15 protein-coding genes and 1 riboswitch are annotated in these 18,628 nt (G+C 74.3%); of the genes, 10 read left to right on the forward strand and 5 right to left on the reverse strand.

Features of this window, described 5'->3' with window-relative positions:
* Positions 1-27 precede the first annotated feature (27 nt).
* Positions 28-954 (forward strand): 4-hydroxy-tetrahydrodipicolinate synthase, encoded by a 927-nt coding sequence (gene dapA, locus ACNAVT_RS05080; protein ID WP_416293270.1) that lies wholly within the window; start codon positions 28-30, stop codon positions 952-954.
* Positions 955-1,006: 52 nt separating this feature from the next.
* On the forward strand, positions 1,007-2,695 hold the full coding sequence (locus tag ACNAVT_RS05085) for a ribonuclease J (RefSeq protein ID WP_416293272.1): 1,689 nt from the start codon (positions 1,007-1,009) through the stop codon (positions 2,693-2,695).
* 19 nt (positions 2,696-2,714) lie between these two features.
* Here ACNAVT_RS05085 and ACNAVT_RS05090 read toward each other — a convergent pair whose 3' ends face one another.
* Positions 2,715-4,394 (reverse strand): YbjN domain-containing protein, encoded by a 1,680-nt coding sequence (locus tag ACNAVT_RS05090; RefSeq protein WP_416293274.1) that lies wholly within the window; start codon positions 4,392-4,394, stop codon positions 2,715-2,717.
* Entirely contained in the window at positions 4,391-4,870 is a 480-nt protein-coding gene (locus ACNAVT_RS05095) for a YbjN domain-containing protein (RefSeq protein ID WP_416293276.1), read from the reverse strand. The genes ACNAVT_RS05090 and ACNAVT_RS05095 overlap by 4 nt, the downstream gene beginning before the upstream one ends.
* Before the next feature lie 113 nt (positions 4,871-4,983).
* On the opposite strand from ACNAVT_RS05095, the gene ACNAVT_RS05100 reads away from it, so the two are divergent.
* The gene (locus tag ACNAVT_RS05100) at positions 4,984-7,437 is read left to right on the forward strand and encodes a DNA translocase FtsK 4TM domain-containing protein (RefSeq protein ID WP_416293277.1); all 2,454 of its coding nucleotides are present in this window, start codon (positions 4,984-4,986) and stop codon (positions 7,435-7,437) included.
* Between the two features lie 56 nt (positions 7,438-7,493).
* Here ACNAVT_RS05100 and ACNAVT_RS05105 read toward each other — a convergent pair whose 3' ends face one another.
* Positions 7,494-7,739 carry a hypothetical protein gene (locus ACNAVT_RS05105; protein ID WP_416293278.1) on the reverse strand — a complete coding sequence of 82 codons (246 nt, stop codon included), beginning with the start codon at positions 7,737-7,739 and terminating at the stop codon, positions 7,494-7,496.
* A 97-nt stretch (positions 7,740-7,836) separates the two neighbouring features.
* Positions 7,837-8,151, reverse strand: coding sequence for a DMT family transporter (locus ACNAVT_RS05110; RefSeq protein ID WP_416293280.1), 315 nt, complete (start codon positions 8,149-8,151; stop codon positions 7,837-7,839).
* 55 nt (positions 8,152-8,206) lie between these two features.
* A riboswitch (guanidine-III (ykkC-III) riboswitch) is annotated at positions 8,207-8,272 on the reverse strand.
* A gap of 96 nt (positions 8,273-8,368) precedes the next feature.
* On the opposite strand from ACNAVT_RS05110, the gene ACNAVT_RS05115 reads away from it, so the two are divergent.
* From ACNAVT_RS05115 to pspM, 7 genes are all read left to right on the forward strand, one after another.
* Positions 8,369-9,289 carry an ornithine cyclodeaminase family protein gene (locus ACNAVT_RS05115; protein ID WP_416293581.1) on the forward strand — a complete coding sequence of 307 codons (921 nt, stop codon included), beginning with the start codon at positions 8,369-8,371 and terminating at the stop codon, positions 9,287-9,289.
* Between the two features lie 129 nt (positions 9,290-9,418).
* Entirely contained in the window at positions 9,419-10,921 is a 1,503-nt protein-coding gene (rimO, locus tag ACNAVT_RS05120) for a 30S ribosomal protein S12 methylthiotransferase RimO (protein ID WP_416293281.1), read from the forward strand.
* A 77-nt stretch (positions 10,922-10,998) separates the two neighbouring features.
* On the forward strand, positions 10,999-11,580 hold the full coding sequence (gene pgsA / locus ACNAVT_RS05125; RefSeq protein ID WP_416293283.1) for a CDP-diacylglycerol--glycerol-3-phosphate 3-phosphatidyltransferase: 582 nt from the start codon (positions 10,999-11,001) through the stop codon (positions 11,578-11,580).
* A 119-nt stretch (positions 11,581-11,699) separates the two neighbouring features.
* Complete coding sequence (locus ACNAVT_RS05130; RefSeq protein ID WP_416293285.1) at positions 11,700-12,266, forward strand: CinA family protein; 567 nt, start codon at positions 11,700-11,702, stop codon at positions 12,264-12,266.
* Positions 12,267-12,493: 227 nt separating this feature from the next.
* Positions 12,494-12,940: a helix-turn-helix domain-containing protein gene (locus tag ACNAVT_RS05135; protein WP_416293287.1), complete on the forward strand. Its 447-nt coding sequence runs from the start codon at positions 12,494-12,496 to the stop codon at positions 12,938-12,940.
* A gap of 176 nt (positions 12,941-13,116) precedes the next feature.
* A complete protein-coding gene (locus ACNAVT_RS05140) occupies positions 13,117-13,977 on the forward strand; it encodes a PspA/IM30 family protein (RefSeq protein WP_416293289.1) in 861 nt (286 codons plus the stop codon).
* 16 nt (positions 13,978-13,993) lie between these two features.
* Positions 13,994-14,782: a phage shock envelope stress response protein PspM gene (pspM, locus tag ACNAVT_RS05145; RefSeq protein ID WP_416293292.1), complete on the forward strand. Its 789-nt coding sequence runs from the start codon at positions 13,994-13,996 to the stop codon at positions 14,780-14,782.
* A gap of 16 nt (positions 14,783-14,798) precedes the next feature.
* On the opposite strand, the gene ACNAVT_RS05150 is transcribed toward pspM, so the two are convergent.
* Entirely contained in the window at positions 14,799-18,521 is a 3,723-nt protein-coding gene (locus tag ACNAVT_RS05150; RefSeq protein WP_416293294.1) for a hypothetical protein, read from the reverse strand.
* Positions 18,522-18,628: the final 107 nt, after the last annotated feature.

Here is an 18,628-nt window from a genome sequence, read left to right on the forward strand (position 1 = left end):
CCGGTGGTCGTCCGCTAGGTTGTGAACATGACGCACGACCACCCTGCCGCCCCCGACCGGGGCGCGTCGCGCCCGTTCGGGCGACTGATCACGGCCATGGTGACCCCGTTCACCGCCGACGGGTCCCTCGACCCGGACGGCGCGGTGCGGCTCGCCCGGCACCTCGTCGACGAGCAGGGCAACGACGCGCTGGTGCTCAACGGCACCACCGGTGAGTCCCCGACCACCACCGACGCGGAGAAGGAGACCCTGATCCGGGCCGTGGTGGAGGCGGTCGGCGAACGGGCCCGGATCATCGCCGGGGTCGGCACCAACGACACCCGGCACACCATCGAACTGGCCACGCAGGCGGAGAAGGCCGGCGCGCACGGCCTGCTGGTGGTCACGCCGTACTACAGCAAGCCGCCGCAGAGCGGGTTGTTGCGGCACTTCACCGCGGTCGCCGACGCCACCGGCCTGCCGATCATGCTGTACGACATCCCGCACCGGGCCGGCACCGCGATCGCCACCGACACCCTGGTGAAGCTGGCCGAGCACGGCCGGATCGTCGCGGTCAAGGACGCCAAGGGCGACCTCACCGCCACCTCCTGGGTGCTCGCCCGCAGCGACCTGGCCTTCTACAGCGGCGAGGACGCGCTGACCCTGCCCGCCCTCGCGGTCGGCGCGGTCGGCGTTGTCGGCACCTCCACGCACTTCACCGGCGTGCAGACGAAGCAGATGATCGAGGCGTACGAGGCGGGCGACGTCGCCACCGCGCTGGCGCTGCACCGACGGCTGCTGCCCCTGTACACCGGCATCTTCCGTACCCAGGGCGTGATCCTGGTGAAGGCGGGCCTGGCGGCCAGCGGCCTGCCGGCCGGCCCGGTACGCCCGCCGCTGGTGGACGCCACCGCGGACGAACTGGCCCAGCTGCGCGCCGACTGCGCGGCGGCGGGCCTGGCACTTCCCGAATGATCGAACGACACGACGGACGCCGCGAGACGGCGTCGCAGAATGAGGTGGACGCGTGACCGAGGCGCACATCGAGGGTGAACTGCCGCCGCCGCTGCCCGAGGGCGGCTTGCGGATCATCCCGCTCGGCGGACTCGGCGCGATCGGCCGGAACATGACCGTCTTCGAGTACGACGGCAAGCTGCTGATCGTCGACTGCGGGGTGCTCTTCCCCGACGTCGAGCAGCCGGGCGTGGACCTGATCCTGCCCGACTTCGGCCCGATCCTGGACCGGCTCGACGACGTCCAGGCGATCGTGCTCACCCACGGCCACGAGGACCACATCGGCGCGGTGCCGTATCTGCTCGCGCACAAGGCGGACATCCCGCTGGTGGGCTCGCAGTTCACCCTGGCCCTGGTCGAGGCGAAGCTGGCCGAGCGGCGGATCCAGCCGTACACGCTGACCGTGCGGGAGGGCGAACGGGAGCGGCTCGGCCCGTTCGAGTGCGAGTTCTTCGCGGTCAACCACTCCATCCCGGACGCGCTGGCGGTGGCCATCCGCACCCCGGCCGGGCTGGTGCTGCACACCGGCGACTTCAAGATGGACCAGCTCCCGCTGGACGGCCGGATCACCGACCTGGCCGGCTTCGCCCGGCTCGGCGCCGAGGGCGTGGACCTGCTGCTGTCGGACTCCACCAACGCGGAGATCCCCGGCTTCGTCACCCCGGAACGGGAGATCGGGCCGGTGCTCGACTCCATCTTCGCCAAGGCGCGCGGCCGGATCATCGTCGCCTCGTTCGCCTCGCACGTGCACCGGGTGCAGCAGGTGTTCGACTCGGCGATCGAGCACGGCCGCAAGGTGGCGCTGATCGGCCGGTCGATGGTCCGCAACATGGGCATCGCCCGCGACCTCGGCCTGCTCAACATCCCGCCGGGCCTGGTGGTCGGGCTGGAGGAGGCCACCTCCCTGCCGCCCGAGCAGATCGTGCTGATGTCCACCGGCTCGCAGGGCGAGCCGATGAGCGCGCTGGGCCGGATGGCCAGCGGCGACCACCGGCACATCACCATCGCGCCGGGCGACACCGTCGTGCTGGCGAGTTCGCTGGTGCCGGGCAACGAGACCTCGGTCTACCGGGTGATCAACCGGCTGGCCCGGGCCGGCGCCGTGGTGGTGCACAAGGACGTGGCCAAGGTGCACGTCTCCGGCCACGCCCCCGCCGGGGAACTGCTCTACCTGCTCAACGTCACCCGGCCGAGCAACCTGATGCCGGTGCACGGCGAGTGGCGCCACCTGCGGGCGCACGCCCGGCTCGGCGTGGAGTCCGGCGTCGCCCCGGACCGGGTGGTGCTCTGCGAGGACGGCGACGTCGTCGACCTGGTGGACGGGCGGGCCAGCCTGGTCGGCCACGTGAAGAGCCGGTACGTCTACGTCGACGGCCTCGCCGTCGGCGACGTCAGCGAGTCGCTGCTCACCGAGCGGCGGATCCTGGGCGACGGCGGCTTCATCGCCGCCACCGTGGTGGTCGACTCGGTCACCGGCAAGGTGGTCGGCGGCCCGACCGTCTCCGCGAAGGGCTTCTCCGAGGACCCGGAGGCGTTCAACCCGGTCGTCCCGTTGGTCACCGAGGCGCTCAACCGGGCCGCTGCGGACGGCATCACCGACCCGCACCAGCTCCAGCAGATCGTCCGGCGCACCGTCGGGCGCTGGGTCAACGACGCCTACCGCCGCCGGCCGATGATCGTCCCCACGGTCGTCGAGGTCTGACCCCGACCGACGGGTCAGGTCAGGTCAGCGCCGCGACCGCCTCGGCGTACGCCGTCCCGGTGCTGACTGCGGCCGTCACGAGCACCACGAGCTGCGCCGGGGCCACCCCGTGCGCCAGGTCGGTGGTGACGTCGGCGGCCAGCACCAGCGTCCCGTCGCCGGGATCGTGCACGTATGCGGCAGGCAGCAGCCGGTCGTGGTTCCAGGCGTTGCAGAATGCGTACGCCTGGGCGCGCCGGGCGGCCGGCAGCCGACGGGCCGCCGCCACCCGGGCGTGCAGGATCTCCCCCTGCCGCCCGAGCCGGCGGAACTGGATCACCGCCTCACCCCAGCGCCCCACCACCGTGCCGTCCGGCTCCACCGTGTACCCGTCGCCGCGTACGTCGAGGGCGGCGGTGAGCAGCGCCAGGGTCAGCGGGGCGGGCTCGTCCTCGCCCGGCGGGCCCGGTTCCGCCGCGTCGTCGTCGGGCCACTCGACGACGTCGTCCTCGGGGGGCAGCGGCACCGGGTCGGCGAGCGGACGTTCGGCCAGCCAGGAGGCGATCCGGCCGGACTGGTGCCCGGTGCCGTTGCGGGCGTCGAAGCTGCCGGCCAGCGCGGTGGCGAGCGCCTGCAGCTGCCCGCCCAGCGTGGCCGCGTCCACCTCGGCCGCCGGCCGGGACCCGTGGCCGGGGCGGTGGATCCGCCGGCCGCCGAGCCCGGCCTCGACCGCCAGCCCGCACAGCAGCGCCCCCGCGGCGGCGAACTCCATCGCGGACAGATCGTCGGCGGGCTGGTCCAGCCTGGGCAGTTGCTCGGCCAGCAGCTCCAGCCCCCGATCCAGTTGCCCACCCAGCGCGCAGTACCGCAGGTGCGCGGCGAGCAGCGGAAACGCCGCCCGCTCCCGCCGATGTCGGCGGTACGCCCGGACGTGCGCCCGGGCGGCGCGCGTGACCTTGCCCGTCCGCAGCCACGGCAGCAGCGCCGCCGCCAGCGCCCGCTCCGGCTGGTCGGTGCAGCTCAGCTCGCGGTCGAGCACCGGGCGCAGCGCCGCCAGGGCCGCCGCCGGCTCGCCCCAGCCGGCCAGCAGCTCGGCCGACCGGGCCGGCGCGCAACCGGGACAGCCGGCGGCCGGGTCGGTCGCGCCGGCCGCCTGATCCGGGTCGCGGCGCGGCTTCGGCGCCGCCGCGCCGGTCTGTTCGTGTGACTGGTCCGGGTCGCGGCGTGGCGAGACGAGATGGTGGTCGTGCCAGCGCCCGTGCTCCCGCCGGGCGGTGGGCTCGTCGCCGAGGTGGTCGGCGAGCCGGCAGCGCAGCTCGGCCACCGGCTCGGCGTCCGGGCCCAGCCGGTCGGCGAGATCGTCCAACAGGGATCGGGCCTGGTCCAGGCCGACGCGGGGGGTGCCGAACAGCGCCTCCACCGCCTGCCGCTGGTGTCGGCGCAGCCGATCGGCGGCACCGGGGTGGCCGTCCAGCAGCCCGGGCGCCCGGTCGAGCGCGGCCAGGCAGCGGCGTACCAGCTCCACCAGCCGCCACCGCTCCCCGAGGTGCAGGTACGCCTCGATCAACGCGAACCGCGCGGCCAGCCCGGTGTGCGGGTCGCCGGTCGCGTCGGCCCGTGCGGCGATCCGCTCCAGCTCGGCGCAGCGGGCCTCGCCGTCGGGCTGGTCCCGGGCCTCGGCGAGGGCATCGGCCAGGCCCCGGTCGCGGGAGGTGGTCACCGGACCGACCCGCCGGGCAGCCGGCCCACGGCGGCGCCGAGCTGGCAGCCGGTGGTGATGCCGCAGTCGATGAGCTGGTCGAGCTGGTGTGGCGTGACGCCGCGCTCCAGGTCGGTGGTCACCTCGCCGCAGACCTGGGCCAGTCCGTCGTCGGCCACGTGCACGAACGCCTTCGGCCACAGCCGGTCGTGGTTCCAGGAGTTGCAGAAGGCGTACAGGTCGGGGACGCGCTCGATGCCGAAGCGGTGCGCGGCGACCGTGCGGACCTGCAGCAGCTCCCCGGCCGCGCCCCGGCGGTGGAACCAGATCAGGTGCTGGTCCCAGCGGCCCACCAGGTCGCCGTCGGGGTCCTCGGCCACCGCGTACCCCCGGTTGGCCAGCACGGCCGCGATCAACTCGTCGGTCAACGGGCACAACGCCTGCGGGTGTCCGGCCAGGGGACCGTCCGGACCGTCCTCGATCTCCGGCGACGCCATGGGGGCATCCCTTCTGAGGCGAATAACACATCGACGGCGCGGTCCGTGCTGCGACGCGCGGACACGACCCGGAAAAGCGGCGATCTGCCGGGTCCCGCCGTTACGGTGACTCTATGGCGGGCCGTACCTCTCAGGCGAGCCGGCGGCGCGGCGCGTCGCCGCGCGGTAGCACGAACAGCCGTGCCCGCCAGCCGGCGAAGAAGGCCACCCGGGCGACCCCCCGGCGGCGGCCCGCGGCCCGGCCGGGACCGGCGGTCTACGTCGGTCGGGCGGTCGGTGCACTGTGGATGGGGCTGGCGCACGGCGTGGGCTGGGCGGTCCGCGCCGCCGGCCGGCAGGCCGCCTCGGCCCGCGACCTCGACCCGGAGCACCGCCGCGACGGCGCCGGGCTGCTTCTGTTCGGCGTCGCCATCCTCAGCGCGGTGGCCATCTGGTTCGGCGGCGCCGGGCCGGTCGGCGCCCGCCTCGCCGACACCGTCCGCCTCTTCCTCGGTGCGATCGCGATCGTGGTGCCGGTGCTGCTGATGATCGGCGCCTGGCGGCTGATGCGGACCCCGGGCGATCCCGCGCACCGCGGGCGCGGCCTGGTCGGCTGGGGCTCGATGCTGCTCGCCACCGCGGCGATGCTGCACATCGGACAGGATCCGGCCGACGCGGTGCAGCGGGACTACGCGGGCGGCCTGATCGGGGCCGGCGTCGGTGACCTGCTGGCGGCCGCGGTCACCGCCTGGGTGGCGATGCCGCTGCTCATCCTGCTGCTGGTCTTCGGCCTGCTGGTGGTCACCGCGACCCCGATCAACAAGATCCCGGAACGGCTCGGCCTGCTCGCCGGCAGCCTGCTCGCGTCCCCCGACGCGGCGGAAGCCGAAGCCGAGCCGCCGAAGCCGGCCCGCAAGCGGCCGGCCAAACGCGTCCCGCCGCAGCTGGACCCGCAGGACCCGGACGACGACCTCGACGGCGTCGACCTGCAGGACACCCTGGTCCTGCCCCGCAAGCTGTCGACGAAGGTGCCGGCGAGCCGCAAGCCGGCCGAGCCGCCGGAGCATTCGCCGCTGCCCACCCGGGCCGAGCAGCTCGCGCTCACCGGCCTGGCCGGCGACTACGCGCTGCCGCCGGCCAACATGCTGGGCAGCGGCGCCGCGCCGAAGACCCGGAGCAAGGCCAACGACGAGGTGATCGCCGCGCTGACCGGCGTCTTCGAGCAGTTCGACGTTGACGCGGCGGTCACCGGCTTCACGCGCGGCCCGACGGTCACCCGCTACGAGGTCGAGCTGGGCCCGGGCGTCAAGGTGGAGCGGATCACCCAGCTCTCCCGCAACATCGCGTACGCGGTGAAGTCGCCGGACGTCCGCATCCTCAGCCCGATCCCGGGCAAGAGCGCGGTCGGCGTGGAGATCCCGAACACCGACCCGGAGAACGTGGCGCTGGGCGACGTGCTCCGCTCGCGGGCCGCCACCGGCAACCACCACCCGATGGTGGTCGCGCTCGGCAAGGACATCGAGGGTGGCTACGTGGTGGCCAACCTCGCCAAGATGCCGCACATTCTCATCGCCGGAGCCACCGGTGCGGGCAAGTCGAGCTGCCTGAATTCTCTCCTTGTGTCCATTCTGACCCGGGCGACTCCCGACGAGGTGCGGCTGCTGCTGATCGACCCGAAGCGGGTCGAGATGACCGGCTACGAGGGCATCCCGCACCTGGTCACCCCGATCGTGACCAACGCGAAGAAGGCGGCCGACTCGCTGGAGTGGGTCGTCCGTGAGATGGACATGCGCTACGACGACCTCGCCGCCAACGGGGTCCGACACATCGACGACTTCAATCGCAAGGTGCGCAACGGCGAGATCAAGGCCCCGCCGGGCAGCGAGCGGGAGCTGAGACCTTACCCGTACCTGCTGGTGATCGTGGACGAGCTGGCCGACCTGATGATGGTCGCGCCGCGCGACGTGGAGGATTCCGTCGTCCGGATCACCCAGCTCGCCCGGGCCGCCGGCATTCACCTGGTGCTGGCCACCCAGCGCCCCTCGGTCGACGTGGTCACCGGTCTGATCAAGGCGAACGTGCCGTCCCGGCTGGCGTTCGCCACCTCCTCGCTGGCCGACTCGCGGGTCATCCTCGACCAGCCGGGTGCGGAGAAGCTGCTCGGCCGGGGTGACGGCCTCTTCCTGCCGATGGGCGCGTCGAAGCCGATCCGGATCCAGGGCGCCTGGGTGACCGAGCGCGAGATCGCCGACGTGGTGAAGTTCTGCAAGGACCAGCGCGAGCCGGAGTTCCGACCGGACGTGCTGACCGGGGCGCAGGAGAGCAAGAAGAAGATCGACGAGGACATCGGCGACGACCTGGACCTGCTGGTGCAGGCGGTGGAGCTGGTGGTCACCTCGCAGTTCGGTTCCACCTCCATGCTCCAGCGCAAGCTGCGGGTCGGCTTCGCCAAGGCCGGCCGGCTGATGGACCTCATGGAGACCCGGGGCGTGGTCGGGCCGTCCGAGGGCTCCAAGGCCCGCGACGTGCTGGTGAAGCCGGACGAGCTGGACGAGGTCCTGGCCGGCCTGCGCGGCGACGAGGCGTAGCGGACGTGCGCGGGCCCGCCGGTGGTCCGGCAGGCCCGGGGACGCGTACGGATGGGTCAGGAGTTGTAGATCGCGTAACTGATGATCATGCCGAGGACGGCGCCCACGACGCTGGCGCCGGCGGCGTACCAGCCGAGCGGCTTGTCGCCGAGCACGGCGCCGACGATGCCGAGCACCAGGCCGACGAGGCCGAACAGCGGCGGCAGGAAGAAGATCGCGATGACGGCGAAGACGAACGCGAGGATCGTGCAGATGCGCGCCGCACCGCTGCGCGGCCGGGCGGTGGCATGGATGTCGGCCATGATGTCCTCCGTGACGGGTAGGTCCCTCGGATGAGGTGAGGGAGCACTACCCGCCAGGGACAGGTGTCCAAACCGGACGCGGGGGCGTTCCGGGGCGTCAGTGGAAGAACTTGAGCCCGACCACGCCCGCGATCACCAGAAACAGGCAGCCGATCCGGGGGAGGGTGGCCGGCTCGTTCAGCGCCAGCATGCCGACCAGCGCGGTGCCCACCGCCCCGATCCCCACCCACACGGCGTAGCCGGTGCCGACCGGGATCTCGCGCAACGCGTACGCCAGGCCGGCCATGCTGGCCACCAGCGCGACAACGAAGGCGACGGTGGGGACGGGGCGACTGAAGCCGGCGCTGCGGGCGAGGGCGATCGCCCACGCGGTCTCCAGCAGTCCGGAGAGCACCAGCACGATCCAGGCCATGACGGTCACCTCTGAGGGGTGGGCCCGGCCGCCGGGGCCGGGACGGGTGGTCTGACACGGGGCGTCTTGGCCTGACCGGGTACGCCCACCACTCGTCCGGGGCGGCACAGCGGCCGCCGCAGCCGACGTTAGCACCACCGTCGGAGGTCGACCGGTGCGGTGACGAACCACACCATCGTTGGATCTCACGTTAACTTCAAGTTGCATCATGTTCGTCATGACCCTGCTCTTCTCCGACGAGGACGTCGCCGCCGTGGACGCCCCGTTCACCGTCGCCGCCATGCGGGACGCTCTGCTGGCCGCGTACGAGGGCAGGCTGATCGCCCCGCCCCGGGCGTCCGCCCAGCTGGACGGCGGCCGGATGGTGCTCACCGCCGGCCACCTCACCGGCGAGTGGTACGGCTTCCGGTCGTACGACACCTTCGGGCTCCCGGTGAGCGGGCAGCTGGTCGTGCTGCACGACGCGCGGAGCGGCGCGGTACGGGCGATCGCGGTCGGCGAGGAGCTGGGCTCCCGGCGCACCGGGGGACTGGGCGGGGTGGCGGTCGACGCGCTGGCCCGCCGTGACGCGGCCACCCTCGGCGTGGTGGGCTCCGGTCGCCAGGCGTGGACCCAGGTCTGGGCCGCCGCCGCGGTGCGCCAGCTGCGGGAGGTGACCGTGCACAGCCGTTCGGCGGCCCGTCGGGAGGCGTTCGCCGCCCGGGTCCGGGCCGAACTGGGCGTACCGGCCCGCGCCGTCGACTCGGCCGCCGCGGCGGTCCGCGACCGGGACGTGGTGGTGCTCGCCACCACCAGCACCACCCCGGTGCTGGCCGCCACCGACCTCGCCCCGGGCACCCACGTCAACACCGTCGGCTTCAAGCAGGTGAACCGGCACGAGTTCGGTCCGGACCTGCTGGACGCCGCCGACGTGCTGGTCACCGACTCGCCGGCCCAGGCCGCCGCGTACGTCCCGCCGATGCTCACCACCGTCGAGCCGTACGCCGGGCGGCTGCGCGACCTGGGCGCGGTGCTGGCGGGGGCGGTCCCGGGCCGGACCGGTGCGGACCAGATCTCGGTCTTCTGCTCCACCGGTCTGGCCGGCACGGAGGTCTTCCTGCTCGACCGCCTGGCCCGGGTGGGCGCGGCGCCGCGCTGACGGGCGCCCGCGCCCTGCGGGCGGAGCGGCAGGCGCGGGCGGACCGGAGGCGGTGACCCGCCCGGTGTGAGCGGGTCGATGCCGGCGGCCTGCCGTCGCGGGCGCACCGGCGCGGCCCGGTACCCTCGGATGGTGTCTGCCACCTCCCCTTCCCCGTCGGCCGACGGCCGCCGCGTCGCCCTGCTGACTCTCGGCTGCGCTCGTAACGAGGTCGACTCGGAGGAGTTGGCCGCCCGGCTGCACGCCGACGGCTGGCAGGTGACCACCGACGGCGAGGGCGCCGACGTGGTGGTCGTGAACACCTGCGGCTTCGTGGAGAAGGCCAAGCAGGATTCGATCCAGACGCTGCTCGCCGCCGCCGACACCGGCGCCAAGGTGGTCGCCGCCGGCTGCATGGCCGAGCGCTACGGCCGCGAGCTGGCCGACAGCCTCCCCGAGGCCCAGGCGGTGCTCAGCTTCGACGACTACCCGGACATCTCGGCCCGGCTGAACGCGGTCGTCGCCGGCCAGGCCCTCGATGCGCACACCCCGCGCGACCGCCGGGAGCTGCTGCCGCTCACCCCGGTGCAGCGGCGGGACGTGGCGGTGTCGCTGCCCGGCCACGGCACCCCGAGCCGGGTGGCCAGCGAGACCGACGAGCACACCCCGGCCCACCTGCGGCAGGTGCTGCGGCGCCGGCTCGACACGGGCCCGGTCGCCTCGCTCAAGTTGGCCAGCGGCTGCGACCGTCGCTGCGCGTTCTGCGCCATCCCGGCCTTCCGCGGCGCGTTCGTCTCGCGCACGCCCGACGAGCTGCTGGCCGAGGCCGAGTGGCTGGCCAAGACCGGCGTCCGCGAGCTGGTGCTGGTCAGCGAGAACTCCACCTCGTACGGGAAGGACCTGGGTGACCCCCGGGCGTTGGAGAAGCTGCTGCCGCAGCTCGCCGCGATCGACGGGATCGTCCGGGTGCGGGCCAGCTACCTCCAGCCCGCCGAGACCCGGCCCGGCCTGGTCGAGGTGATCGCCACCACACCGGGTGTGGCACCGTACTTCGACCTGTCGTTCCAGCACTCCAGCGAGCCGGTGCTGCGCCGGATGCGCCGTTTCGGCTCCACCGACCGGTTTTTGGAGCTGCTGGCCTCCGCCCGCGCGCTCGCCCCGGACGCGGGCGCCCGGAGCAACTTCATCGTGGGCTTCCCGGGTGAGACCCGGCAGGACGTGGCCGAGCTGGTCCGATTCCTGACCGAGGCGCGACTCGACGCGATCGGTGTGTTCGACTACAGCGACGAGGACGGCACCGAGGCCGCCGGCCTGCCCGGCAAGGTCTCCGCCGCCACCGTCAAGCGACGGTACGACAGGCTCAGCGCGCTCGCCGACGAGCTCTGCTCACAGCGGGCCGAGGAGCGGCTCGGTTCGACGGTCGAGGTGCTGGTCGACTCGGTCGCCGACGGCGTGGTCGAGGGCCGGGCGGCCCACCAGGCGCCGGAGGTCGACGGATCGACCACCCTGGTCGCGCCGGAGGGTGGCGGGGTCGACCTGGCCGCGCTGCGCCCCGGCGACCTGGTCCGGGCCACGGTCACCGCGACCGAGGGTGTCGACCTGGTCGCCGTACCGGATGAGATGATCTCGGCGGCGCCCGGCGCGGCACGGTGACGACGGGCCCGGACGGAGCGGGGGAGCCACGTGGTGGGGTGCCAGGAACGCCACGGCGGCTGGAGCGGGGTGCGGGGATGACCGGGGCGGAGTCGACGGTGGCGACCCGCGTTCCGCTGCTCAACGCCGCGAACGTGCTGACCGCGATGCGTCTGGTGCTGGTGCCGGTCTTCGCGGCCACGGTGGTCGCCTCCGGGATGACGCACCCGGACTGGCGGATGGCCGCCTGCCTGATCTTCGTGGTCGCCTCGGCGACCGACCTCGTGGACGGCTGGATCGCGCGCCGGTTCGCGCTGGTGACCTCGCTCGGCAAGGTCGCCGACCCGATCGCCGACAAGACGCTCACCGGGGCCGCCCTGGTGCTGCTCTCGTGGTACGACCAGCTGCCCTGGTGGGTCACCGTGGTGATCCTCGTCCGGGAGTTGGGCATCACGGCGCTGCGCTTCTGGGTGATCCGGCACGGGGTGATCGCGGCCAGCCGGGGCGGCAAGATCAAGACGGCACTCCAGATCCTCGCCATCACCTGGTACCTCTGGCCGATGCCCGCCGCCCTGGCCGTGGTAGGCCCCTGGATCATGGGTGCCGCCGTCGTCGTCACCGTGCTGACCGGCTTCGACTACATTGCCCAGGCCCTCCGTCTCCGCCGCCCCACCTCCTGACCACCACCCCGGCCCCGCCCTGGTGCTCGGCCGGGCGGGCGCGTCGTGGCAACAACCTCGTGGTCGACGGATCGGTGCGCAGGATGGGTAGGGCCGGCGACAGGGGGGAAGAGATCGGTATGGGGACGGATGCGAGGCACGAGCGGCCCGTCGGAAATCCGGCGGCCGGGGTGGTGCACAGCCTGGCGCTGCGGCACGAGACGCTGGCCACCGTCGAATCCCTCACCGGCGGCCTGCTCGCCGCCTCGATCGTGGAGATCGCCGGGGTGAGTGGCGTCTACCGGGGCGGTCTGGTCGCCTACGCCACCGAGCTGAAGTCGCAGCTCGTGGGCGTACCGGAGGACCTGTTGGCGGAGCGCGGACCGGTCGACCCGGACGTGGCCGCCGCGCTCGCCGAGGGTGGGCGGCGCCGCTGCGGCGCCGACTGGGGGCTGGCCACCACCGGCGTGGCCGGGCCGGAACCGCAGGACGGCAAGCCGGTCGGCCTGGTGTACGTCGGCGTCGCCGGTCCCGGCGGCACCCAGGTACGCCGGCTCGACCTCGACGGTGGCCGCGACCACATCCGCTCGGCCGCGGTGATCGAGGCGCTGCGCCTGCTCGCCGACCGGATCTACGCCGCGGTCGGCGAGGCGGACCACGGCGGCCCGGTCAACCAGGCCGACCGAGCCGGGGCGGGCCACCGGTGAGCCGGGCGGCGACCCGCCCGACCGTGGGCCTGCCCGCGCACGGTGGCTTCGGTACCGGCCAGGACGGATCCGGGCAATTGGAGGGGCGGGGCGGGATGTCGCCGGAGCGGTCAACGGGTACGGTTGCGGGAAGGCTCCGACGGACGGCGTCGGCGCCGGAGGGGCTCGCCCCGGTCCGGCGCGGCACGGCCGGGCCGGAGAAGGTGGTCCCGACAGGGGGAGGTGCGATGGTCCTGCTACGCCGGGTGATCGGTGACGCACTTCGGGCGCGCCGGCAGGGGCAACACCGCACCCTGCGCGAGGTCTCCTCCGCCGCCAACGTGAGCCTCGGTTACCTCTCGGAGATCGAGCGCGGCCAGAAGGAGCCCTCCAGCGAGTTGCTGGCCGCGATCTGCGACGCGCTCGGTGCCCGCCTTTCCGAGCTGCTTCGCGAGGTCAGCGACACGGTCGCCCTGGCCGAGCAGCTGCCGGAGGTGCTGGTTCCGATGGCCGACGAGTCGGTCGAGCCGTCGCGGGTCGCCCCGGCCGTCCGGAAGGCGACCAACCGGAGCGTCCGCCAGGTCTCCTCCGACGGGTCGGTGGCCGTCCAGGTCCGCCAGGACTCGCCGCTCAAGGCGACGCTGCGCAGCACCCGGGTCCGCTCCGCGGACCGGGACGTGGTCTGCGCCGCCTGACTCCGCTCCGCCGCGCCATGGTTTCGGGTGGCGCCCGCCGCATAATGTTGATCAGGGTCGTACGGGTGCCGGTCTGGCGTCCGCCTGGAACGATGGAGGCACACCGCGCGGCCCGCCGGTCGACCCCGTCCGGCCCGGTCGAGGCGGCGCGACGCTACTGAGGGGACAACGCGGAGATGGCTAACCCGTTCGTCAAGGGTTGGAAATACCTGATGGCGCTCTTCGGCTCGAAGATCGACGAGCATGCCGACCCGAAGGTGCAGATCCAGCAGGCCATCGAGGAGGCCCAGCGGCAGCACCAGGCGCTGGTCCAGCAGGCGGCCGCGGTGATCGGCAACCAGCGCCAGCTCGAGATGAAGCTGTCCCGGCAGATGTCCGAGGTCGAGCAGCTCCAGGCGAACGCCCGGCAGGCCCTGGTCCTGGCCGACCAGGCCCGGGCCCGCAGCGAGGAGGCCGAGGCCGGACGGTACGAGCAGTCCGCGCAGCTCCTCGCCACCCAGCTGGTCTCGGCCGAGCAGGCCGCCGAGGACCTCAAGACGCTGCACGACCAGGCGCTCGGCGCGGCGGCCCAGGCCCGCAAGGCGGTCGAGAACAATTCGATGATCCTCCAGCAGAAGCTGGCCGAGCGCACCAAGCTGCTCAGCCAGCTCGAGCAGGCCAAGATGCAGGAGAGCGTGGCCCGCTCGCTGGAGTCGATGTCCTCGCTCACCGCCCCCGGCACCACCCCGGCACTGGACGAGGTCCGGGACCGGATCGAGCGCCGGTACGCCACCGCGATGGGTCGGGCCGAGCTGGCCGGCAACTCGGTGGAGGGCCGGATGCTGGAGATTCAGAAGGCCACCCTCGACTCGGCCGGAACGGCGAGACTGGAGCAGATCCGGTCGAGCATGGCCGGCGAGCGGCTCACCGGCCAGCAGGAGCGCCCGGCGGTGGGGCAGCCCGCGCCGGCCGCCGACCCGGCGGCCGCCGCCCGGCTCGACGAGATCCGGGCGAGCATGAGCCGGGAGCGTGGCACCGGGGAGAGCACCACCAGCTGAGAGGCGGGGGAGACCGATGGTGGACGAGCGGGCGCGACACTTCCGCCGACTGCGGCGGTTGCGGCGGTCCGCCCGCCGGTGGAGCGTCCTGGCCGGTGGGCTCGGCGGTGCGGCGGCGGTGCTGACCCCGTACGCCGGGCTCGGCCTGCCGGACGCGGCCTGGGCCGCCGCGGCGGGCAGTGCCATCGCGGTCGCCGCCTGGCGCTGGGCCGACCTGCGCGCCCTCGCGGCGGTGCCGGTGCCACCGGCCCTCGACCCGGCCGAGGCCGCCGCCCGTTCCCGCGCCCGGCTGGTCGCCGTCGTCGAGCGGCTGCCCGTCGGTCCGGCGGTCCTCGCCGAGCTACGCCGGGCCCGCTCCCGGGTGGCGCTGCGCGGCACCACCGCCGCCCCGTCATGGGCCCGGCTCGACCGGGCGGCGACGACCCTGGACGGAATGGCCGGTCGGCTGACCGGGCTGGCCGAGCCGGTGGTTCGCGAGGCGGCCGCCGCCGACCGCTCGCTGCGTGACCTGGCGGGCCGGGTGGCCAGCGTGGAACGCGCCCTCAGGCTCGCCCCGGCCGAGGCCCGGGGGGCGCTCACCGAGGCGCACGGCACCCTGGCGGCGCAGCTGGAGAGCGGGGTGTGCGCGTACGAGCGGCTGGTCGTGGCCGCCGCGGGCTACGTGGCCGAGGACGCCCGGCCGAGCACCGAGCACCCGGCCGCGGCCCGACTCACCGAGGCGACCGACCTGCTGCACGGGGTGGCGTCGGCGCTGGCCGAGCTGCGCACCGTCGGCACCCCCCTGCGCACCACCCCCACCCCCTGACCCCTGGCGCGGGTGGTCAGCCGGGGGTGGTCACCGGGATGGGGCCGGTCCAGGCGGAGGTGCCGACGACGTTGAACGACCGGATCCGGTAGTGGTAGGTGACGCCGCGGGCCAGCCCGGTGTTGGTGAACCCGCGGCCGGTGACGGTGAACGTGGTCAGTTCGCGGCTGAACCTGGGGTCGGCGGCCCGCTGCACCACGAACCCGGAGCCCGGCCCGGTGGGCGTGCTGGCGGACCAGTTCAGGATCACCGTGGCGGTGTCCGGGGTGGGTGCGGTCGCGGTGGCGCCGACCCCGGTCGGCAGCCCCGGCCGCGGCGGAGTGGTCACCGCGGCGACCGTCGACCACGGTGACGAGGCGCCCAGGTACGTGGTGCGGACCCGGTAGTAGTACGTGGTGTCCGGCGCGACCGCGGGATCGACGTGGGCGTCGCCGACCGCGATGGCGGTCGTGCCCGGCCCGCTGGTGAATGTCGGGTTGGTGGCCCGCTGCACGTCCACCCCGGTCGCGAACGAGCGGTTGGCCCAGTGCAGCGCGACCCGCAGCGGCGCGGCCGGCGGCACCGCCGCGGCCAGCTTCGCCGGCGAGGTGAGCTGCACCGACGCCGGGACGCCGTTCGACCAGGCCGAGCAGCTCACCGTGTTCTCCGCCCGGATCCGGTAGTGGTAGGTGATCCCGGGTGTCACCGTCGCGTCGGTGTACCTGGTAGCGGCGGCCGCCACGGTGATCTCGGTGAGCCCGGTGGCGAAGGCCGCGTCGGTGGCGCGTTGCAGCAGGTGACTCGTGGCCGGCGGGCGGCTGCCGTTGCCCGTCCAGGCCAGCGCGATGGCCGGAAGCGCGGTGGCCGACCCGGACGCCGGGGTGGCGGTCAGCCCGGTCGGGGCCACCGGCGCGACCCGCAGCACCAGCGGCCGGCTCATGCCCTGGTCGCGCAACCCTGCCGAGCGGGTCTGCCAGCGGTACTCCCAGCCCAGGTTCACCAGTTGGTTGACCACGGCCGAGGGCCGCCCGTCGACCGGACTGACCGGGCTGGCGTCGAGCCGGGCGCCGGCCGGCCGGGACGGGTCGAGCAGCCGGACGCTGTCGCCGATCTTGAACGGCAGGCTGGGCGGGACGGGGCGCAGCGCGACGATCACGTCCTCTCGCGGGTTGACCCGGACGGTCTCCTTCCAGCCCAGCTCGTCCGGGTCCGGCGGCCGGACCGTGCCGTCCCAGGCGACCCGGTTGACCAGTTGCATGTCGCAGCCCTCGACGTGCACCGGGTGGGTACGCGGCGCGTCCCCGACGATCCGCCAGAGCTGGGTGCCGTCGGCCGGCCCGCCGACCGGCGCGGTGGGATCGGTCGCGTACAGCACCTCGGTGGCCGGGTCGACGGGCCCGAGCGGCAGGGTGGCCGTGGTGAGCGGGCCGGCGTTCGGGTGGCCGACGCCGAGCCGTCCCACCGCCCGGCCGTGCCGGGCCTCGAAGACCTGCCCGACCGACTTCACCAGCAGCGGCAGCGTCACCGGGGCGACCGCGCCGGCCGGGGTGAAGCTGACCGACGTGGCGTGCGCGGGGACCAGCGTCTCCCGGGCCGTCCGAGTGCCGAAGGCCGCGTCGTACGCCGGTTGCGGCACGATCGGCGGTCGCTGGCTCTCCGCGTACGCGCCGGGGAGCCGGGCGGCGAGCCGAGCCACGTCGTACGGCTCGGCCGGGCTGCCGGTCACCCGGAGTTGGAGCAGGGTACGGGTGTTCGGGCCGAATCCGGGCCGGGCGGCGGGGAGCCCGCCGATCGCGGTGCGGTCCGGGGCGTCGGTGTGGTGGTCGTACCGGGGGTCGAACCGGGGCAGCGGGGCGGGGCAGTCGTTGTAGAGGATCAGCGTGCTCCCCGGGGGCACCGTGGAGAAGTCCACCACCACGTCGGCCCGCTCCCCGGGGGCGAGCAGCAGGGTGTGCCCGTCCACGTTGAGCACGGTCGGGTCCTGCCGGTCGTACCGGTAGCCGATCGGCCGGTTCACCAGCATCACGGGGGCGGGCAGCAGGCCGCACTCGTTGCCGATCCGGATCAGGTCCGGGCCGGCGGCGCGCGGGTCGGGCACGCCGCCGTCGCGCCCGTCGGTGGGCCAGTACGCGGGCCACCCGGCCGCCCGTACCGCCTCGACCATGGGCACCTCCCCGGCGTCCGGGTCGGCCGGAGCACCGCCGTCGGTCCACATCGGCCCGTCGGACCGGGCCCGGTGGAGCTGCAGGTTCAGGCTGCGGTCGGCGCAGGCGTTGAGGATCCGGAACCGGTACGCCCGTGGCGCCACCTCCAGGTACGGGTACGCCACGCCGTTGACCAGCGGGGTGTCCCCGTACGCCTCGGGGACGGCCGACGGGTGCGGCACGCCCGGGGCCAGCGGCGGCTCGTGCGGCTCGGCGACCGGGTCGTGGTGCGGGTTCGGCACCGGAGCGACCCACGGGCTGCGGCCGCCGTCCGGGTCGTGCGTCCACGGCCCGTAGTCCCAGCGGCCGGTCGAGTTGGTGCCGGTACTGCGGTACGGGTTCTGCCGCGGTTGATAGACGTGCGGGTGCCAGAGGCTGCCCTTGGCGCCCCAGCGGTCCCGGTCCCAGGTCGGATCCTGCGCGGCGAGCTGGGCGTCGTCCGGCACGAAGGTCTTGTCCTGGATCACCAGCGGCAGCTGGTCGGCGGGAAGCACCCCGTCGTCGACCAGCCGCTCCTCGGCCGGATCGGTGAGCAGATAGAGGGCGAGCTGTCCGGAGTAGGTGGTGAGTCGGGACAGGCCGAGGGTGTTGTCGTGCAGCCACATGAGCCGCCCGCTCTGGTCGTTGGGGAAGTAGAGCGTGGTGGCTCCGGCACCAGGCGGCGGCATGTCGGGCACCGGGGTCACTCCCACCCCGGTCGGGTACGGGGTGATCTCGCCGGCCGGGGTGACCCACTGCCACGGGTTGCCGGCGCTGATCCACGCCGTCTGCGCGCCGGCCAGGTGCGGCACCGCCCGGTTCTGCGGGTATGGCGCCGGCCCGTCCAGCGGCCCGGTCCCGGCGCCGTCGACGGTCTCGTCGACCGGCAGGGAGAGCTCACCCGCCCGGCCGGTGGGGAGCTGGTTGATGAACTTGATCCGGACCGGCCGGCCGCGTCGTGCCATGATCATCGGGCCGAGGTGCCACGGCCGGTCCGGCGGGTTGACCGTGTTGTGCCCGGACGGGTCGGTGCCCAGGTTGAGCTGGCGGTAGCCGCGCAGCCCGGTGGCGGGCAGGTCCCGGTGCAGCCGCTGGGCGTACTCCTGCAACCCGATCTCGTAGTAGTCGCAGCCCGGCCAGGTGATGGTGTCCGGCACCGCCACCGGCAGTCGGGCGTCCAGCCCGGCGGTGGCTGGCGACGGCTCCAGGTCGCGGCGCGGCGCCAGACCGGCCCTCATTCGGTCCGGAGCGCCGCCTGGCGGCGCGGAGGCCGAATTATGGCCGCCAGCCGAGCTGGAGTTGTCGAACGCGCCGGGCAGCGGCAGCGCGTCGACGAACTTGCGGATGCCGGTCCCGGGCACCGGCCGGCCGTCGCGGTCCAACGCCGGCAGCGGGCTGCCGGCGAAGTTCGGCACCGGGCCGAAGCAGCGCGGCACGGCAGCCGGGTCGAGGCTGGCCGGCACCGGACCGGTCTCCTCCTCGGCGACCCGGGTGGCGGGCACGGTCGGCGCGTGGTCCTCGTCGGCCCGGACGGCGCGGTCCGCCCGGCCCGGCCGGAGTCTGCGGAACAGGGCCATGGCTCTCTCCCGGATCAAGGCGCGCCCGCCGCCACTCTGGCGTGGCGGGCGTACGCGCTGCTGACGATCGGTGAGCGGTCAACCGCAGCATGCGACGTCGAAGCCGG

Source organism: Micromonospora sp. SL4-19 (genome assembly GCF_047921475.1).
Classification (GTDB): domain Bacteria; phylum Actinomycetota; class Actinomycetes; order Mycobacteriales; family Micromonosporaceae; genus Micromonospora.

What these genes read in the sequence shown, in the direction of transcription:
- dapA (WP_416293270.1), top strand. Translation starts at nt 28, where the DNA reads ATGACGCACGACCACCCTGCCGCCCCCGACCGGGGCGCGTCGCGCCCG.
- ACNAVT_RS05095 (WP_416293276.1), bottom strand. Translation starts at nt 4,870, where the DNA reads ATGGCGTCGCCGGAGATCGAGGACGGTCCGGACGGTCCCCTGGCCGGA.
- ACNAVT_RS05100 (WP_416293277.1), top strand. Translation starts at nt 4,984, where the DNA reads ATGGCGGGCCGTACCTCTCAGGCGAGCCGGCGGCGCGGCGCGTCGCCG.
- ACNAVT_RS05105 (WP_416293278.1), bottom strand. Translation starts at nt 7,739, where the DNA reads ATGGCCGACATCCATGCCACCGCCCGGCCGCGCAGCGGTGCGGCGCGC.
- ACNAVT_RS05110 (WP_416293280.1), bottom strand. Translation starts at nt 8,151, where the DNA reads ATGGCCTGGATCGTGCTGGTGCTCTCCGGACTGCTGGAGACCGCGTGG.
- ACNAVT_RS05115 (WP_416293581.1), top strand. Translation starts at nt 8,369, where the DNA reads ATGACCCTGCTCTTCTCCGACGAGGACGTCGCCGCCGTGGACGCCCCG.
- rimO (WP_416293281.1), top strand. Translation starts at nt 9,419, where the DNA reads ATGGTGTCTGCCACCTCCCCTTCCCCGTCGGCCGACGGCCGCCGCGTC.
- pgsA (WP_416293283.1), top strand. Translation starts at nt 10,999, where the DNA reads ATGACCGGGGCGGAGTCGACGGTGGCGACCCGCGTTCCGCTGCTCAAC.
- ACNAVT_RS05130 (WP_416293285.1), top strand. Translation starts at nt 11,700, where the DNA reads ATGGGGACGGATGCGAGGCACGAGCGGCCCGTCGGAAATCCGGCGGCC.
- ACNAVT_RS05135 (WP_416293287.1), top strand. Translation starts at nt 12,494, where the DNA reads ATGGTCCTGCTACGCCGGGTGATCGGTGACGCACTTCGGGCGCGCCGG.
- ACNAVT_RS05140 (WP_416293289.1), top strand. Translation starts at nt 13,117, where the DNA reads ATGGCTAACCCGTTCGTCAAGGGTTGGAAATACCTGATGGCGCTCTTC.
- pspM (WP_416293292.1), top strand. Translation starts at nt 13,994, where the DNA reads ATGGTGGACGAGCGGGCGCGACACTTCCGCCGACTGCGGCGGTTGCGG.
- ACNAVT_RS05150 (WP_416293294.1), bottom strand. Translation starts at nt 18,521, where the DNA reads ATGGCCCTGTTCCGCAGACTCCGGCCGGGCCGGGCGGACCGCGCCGTC.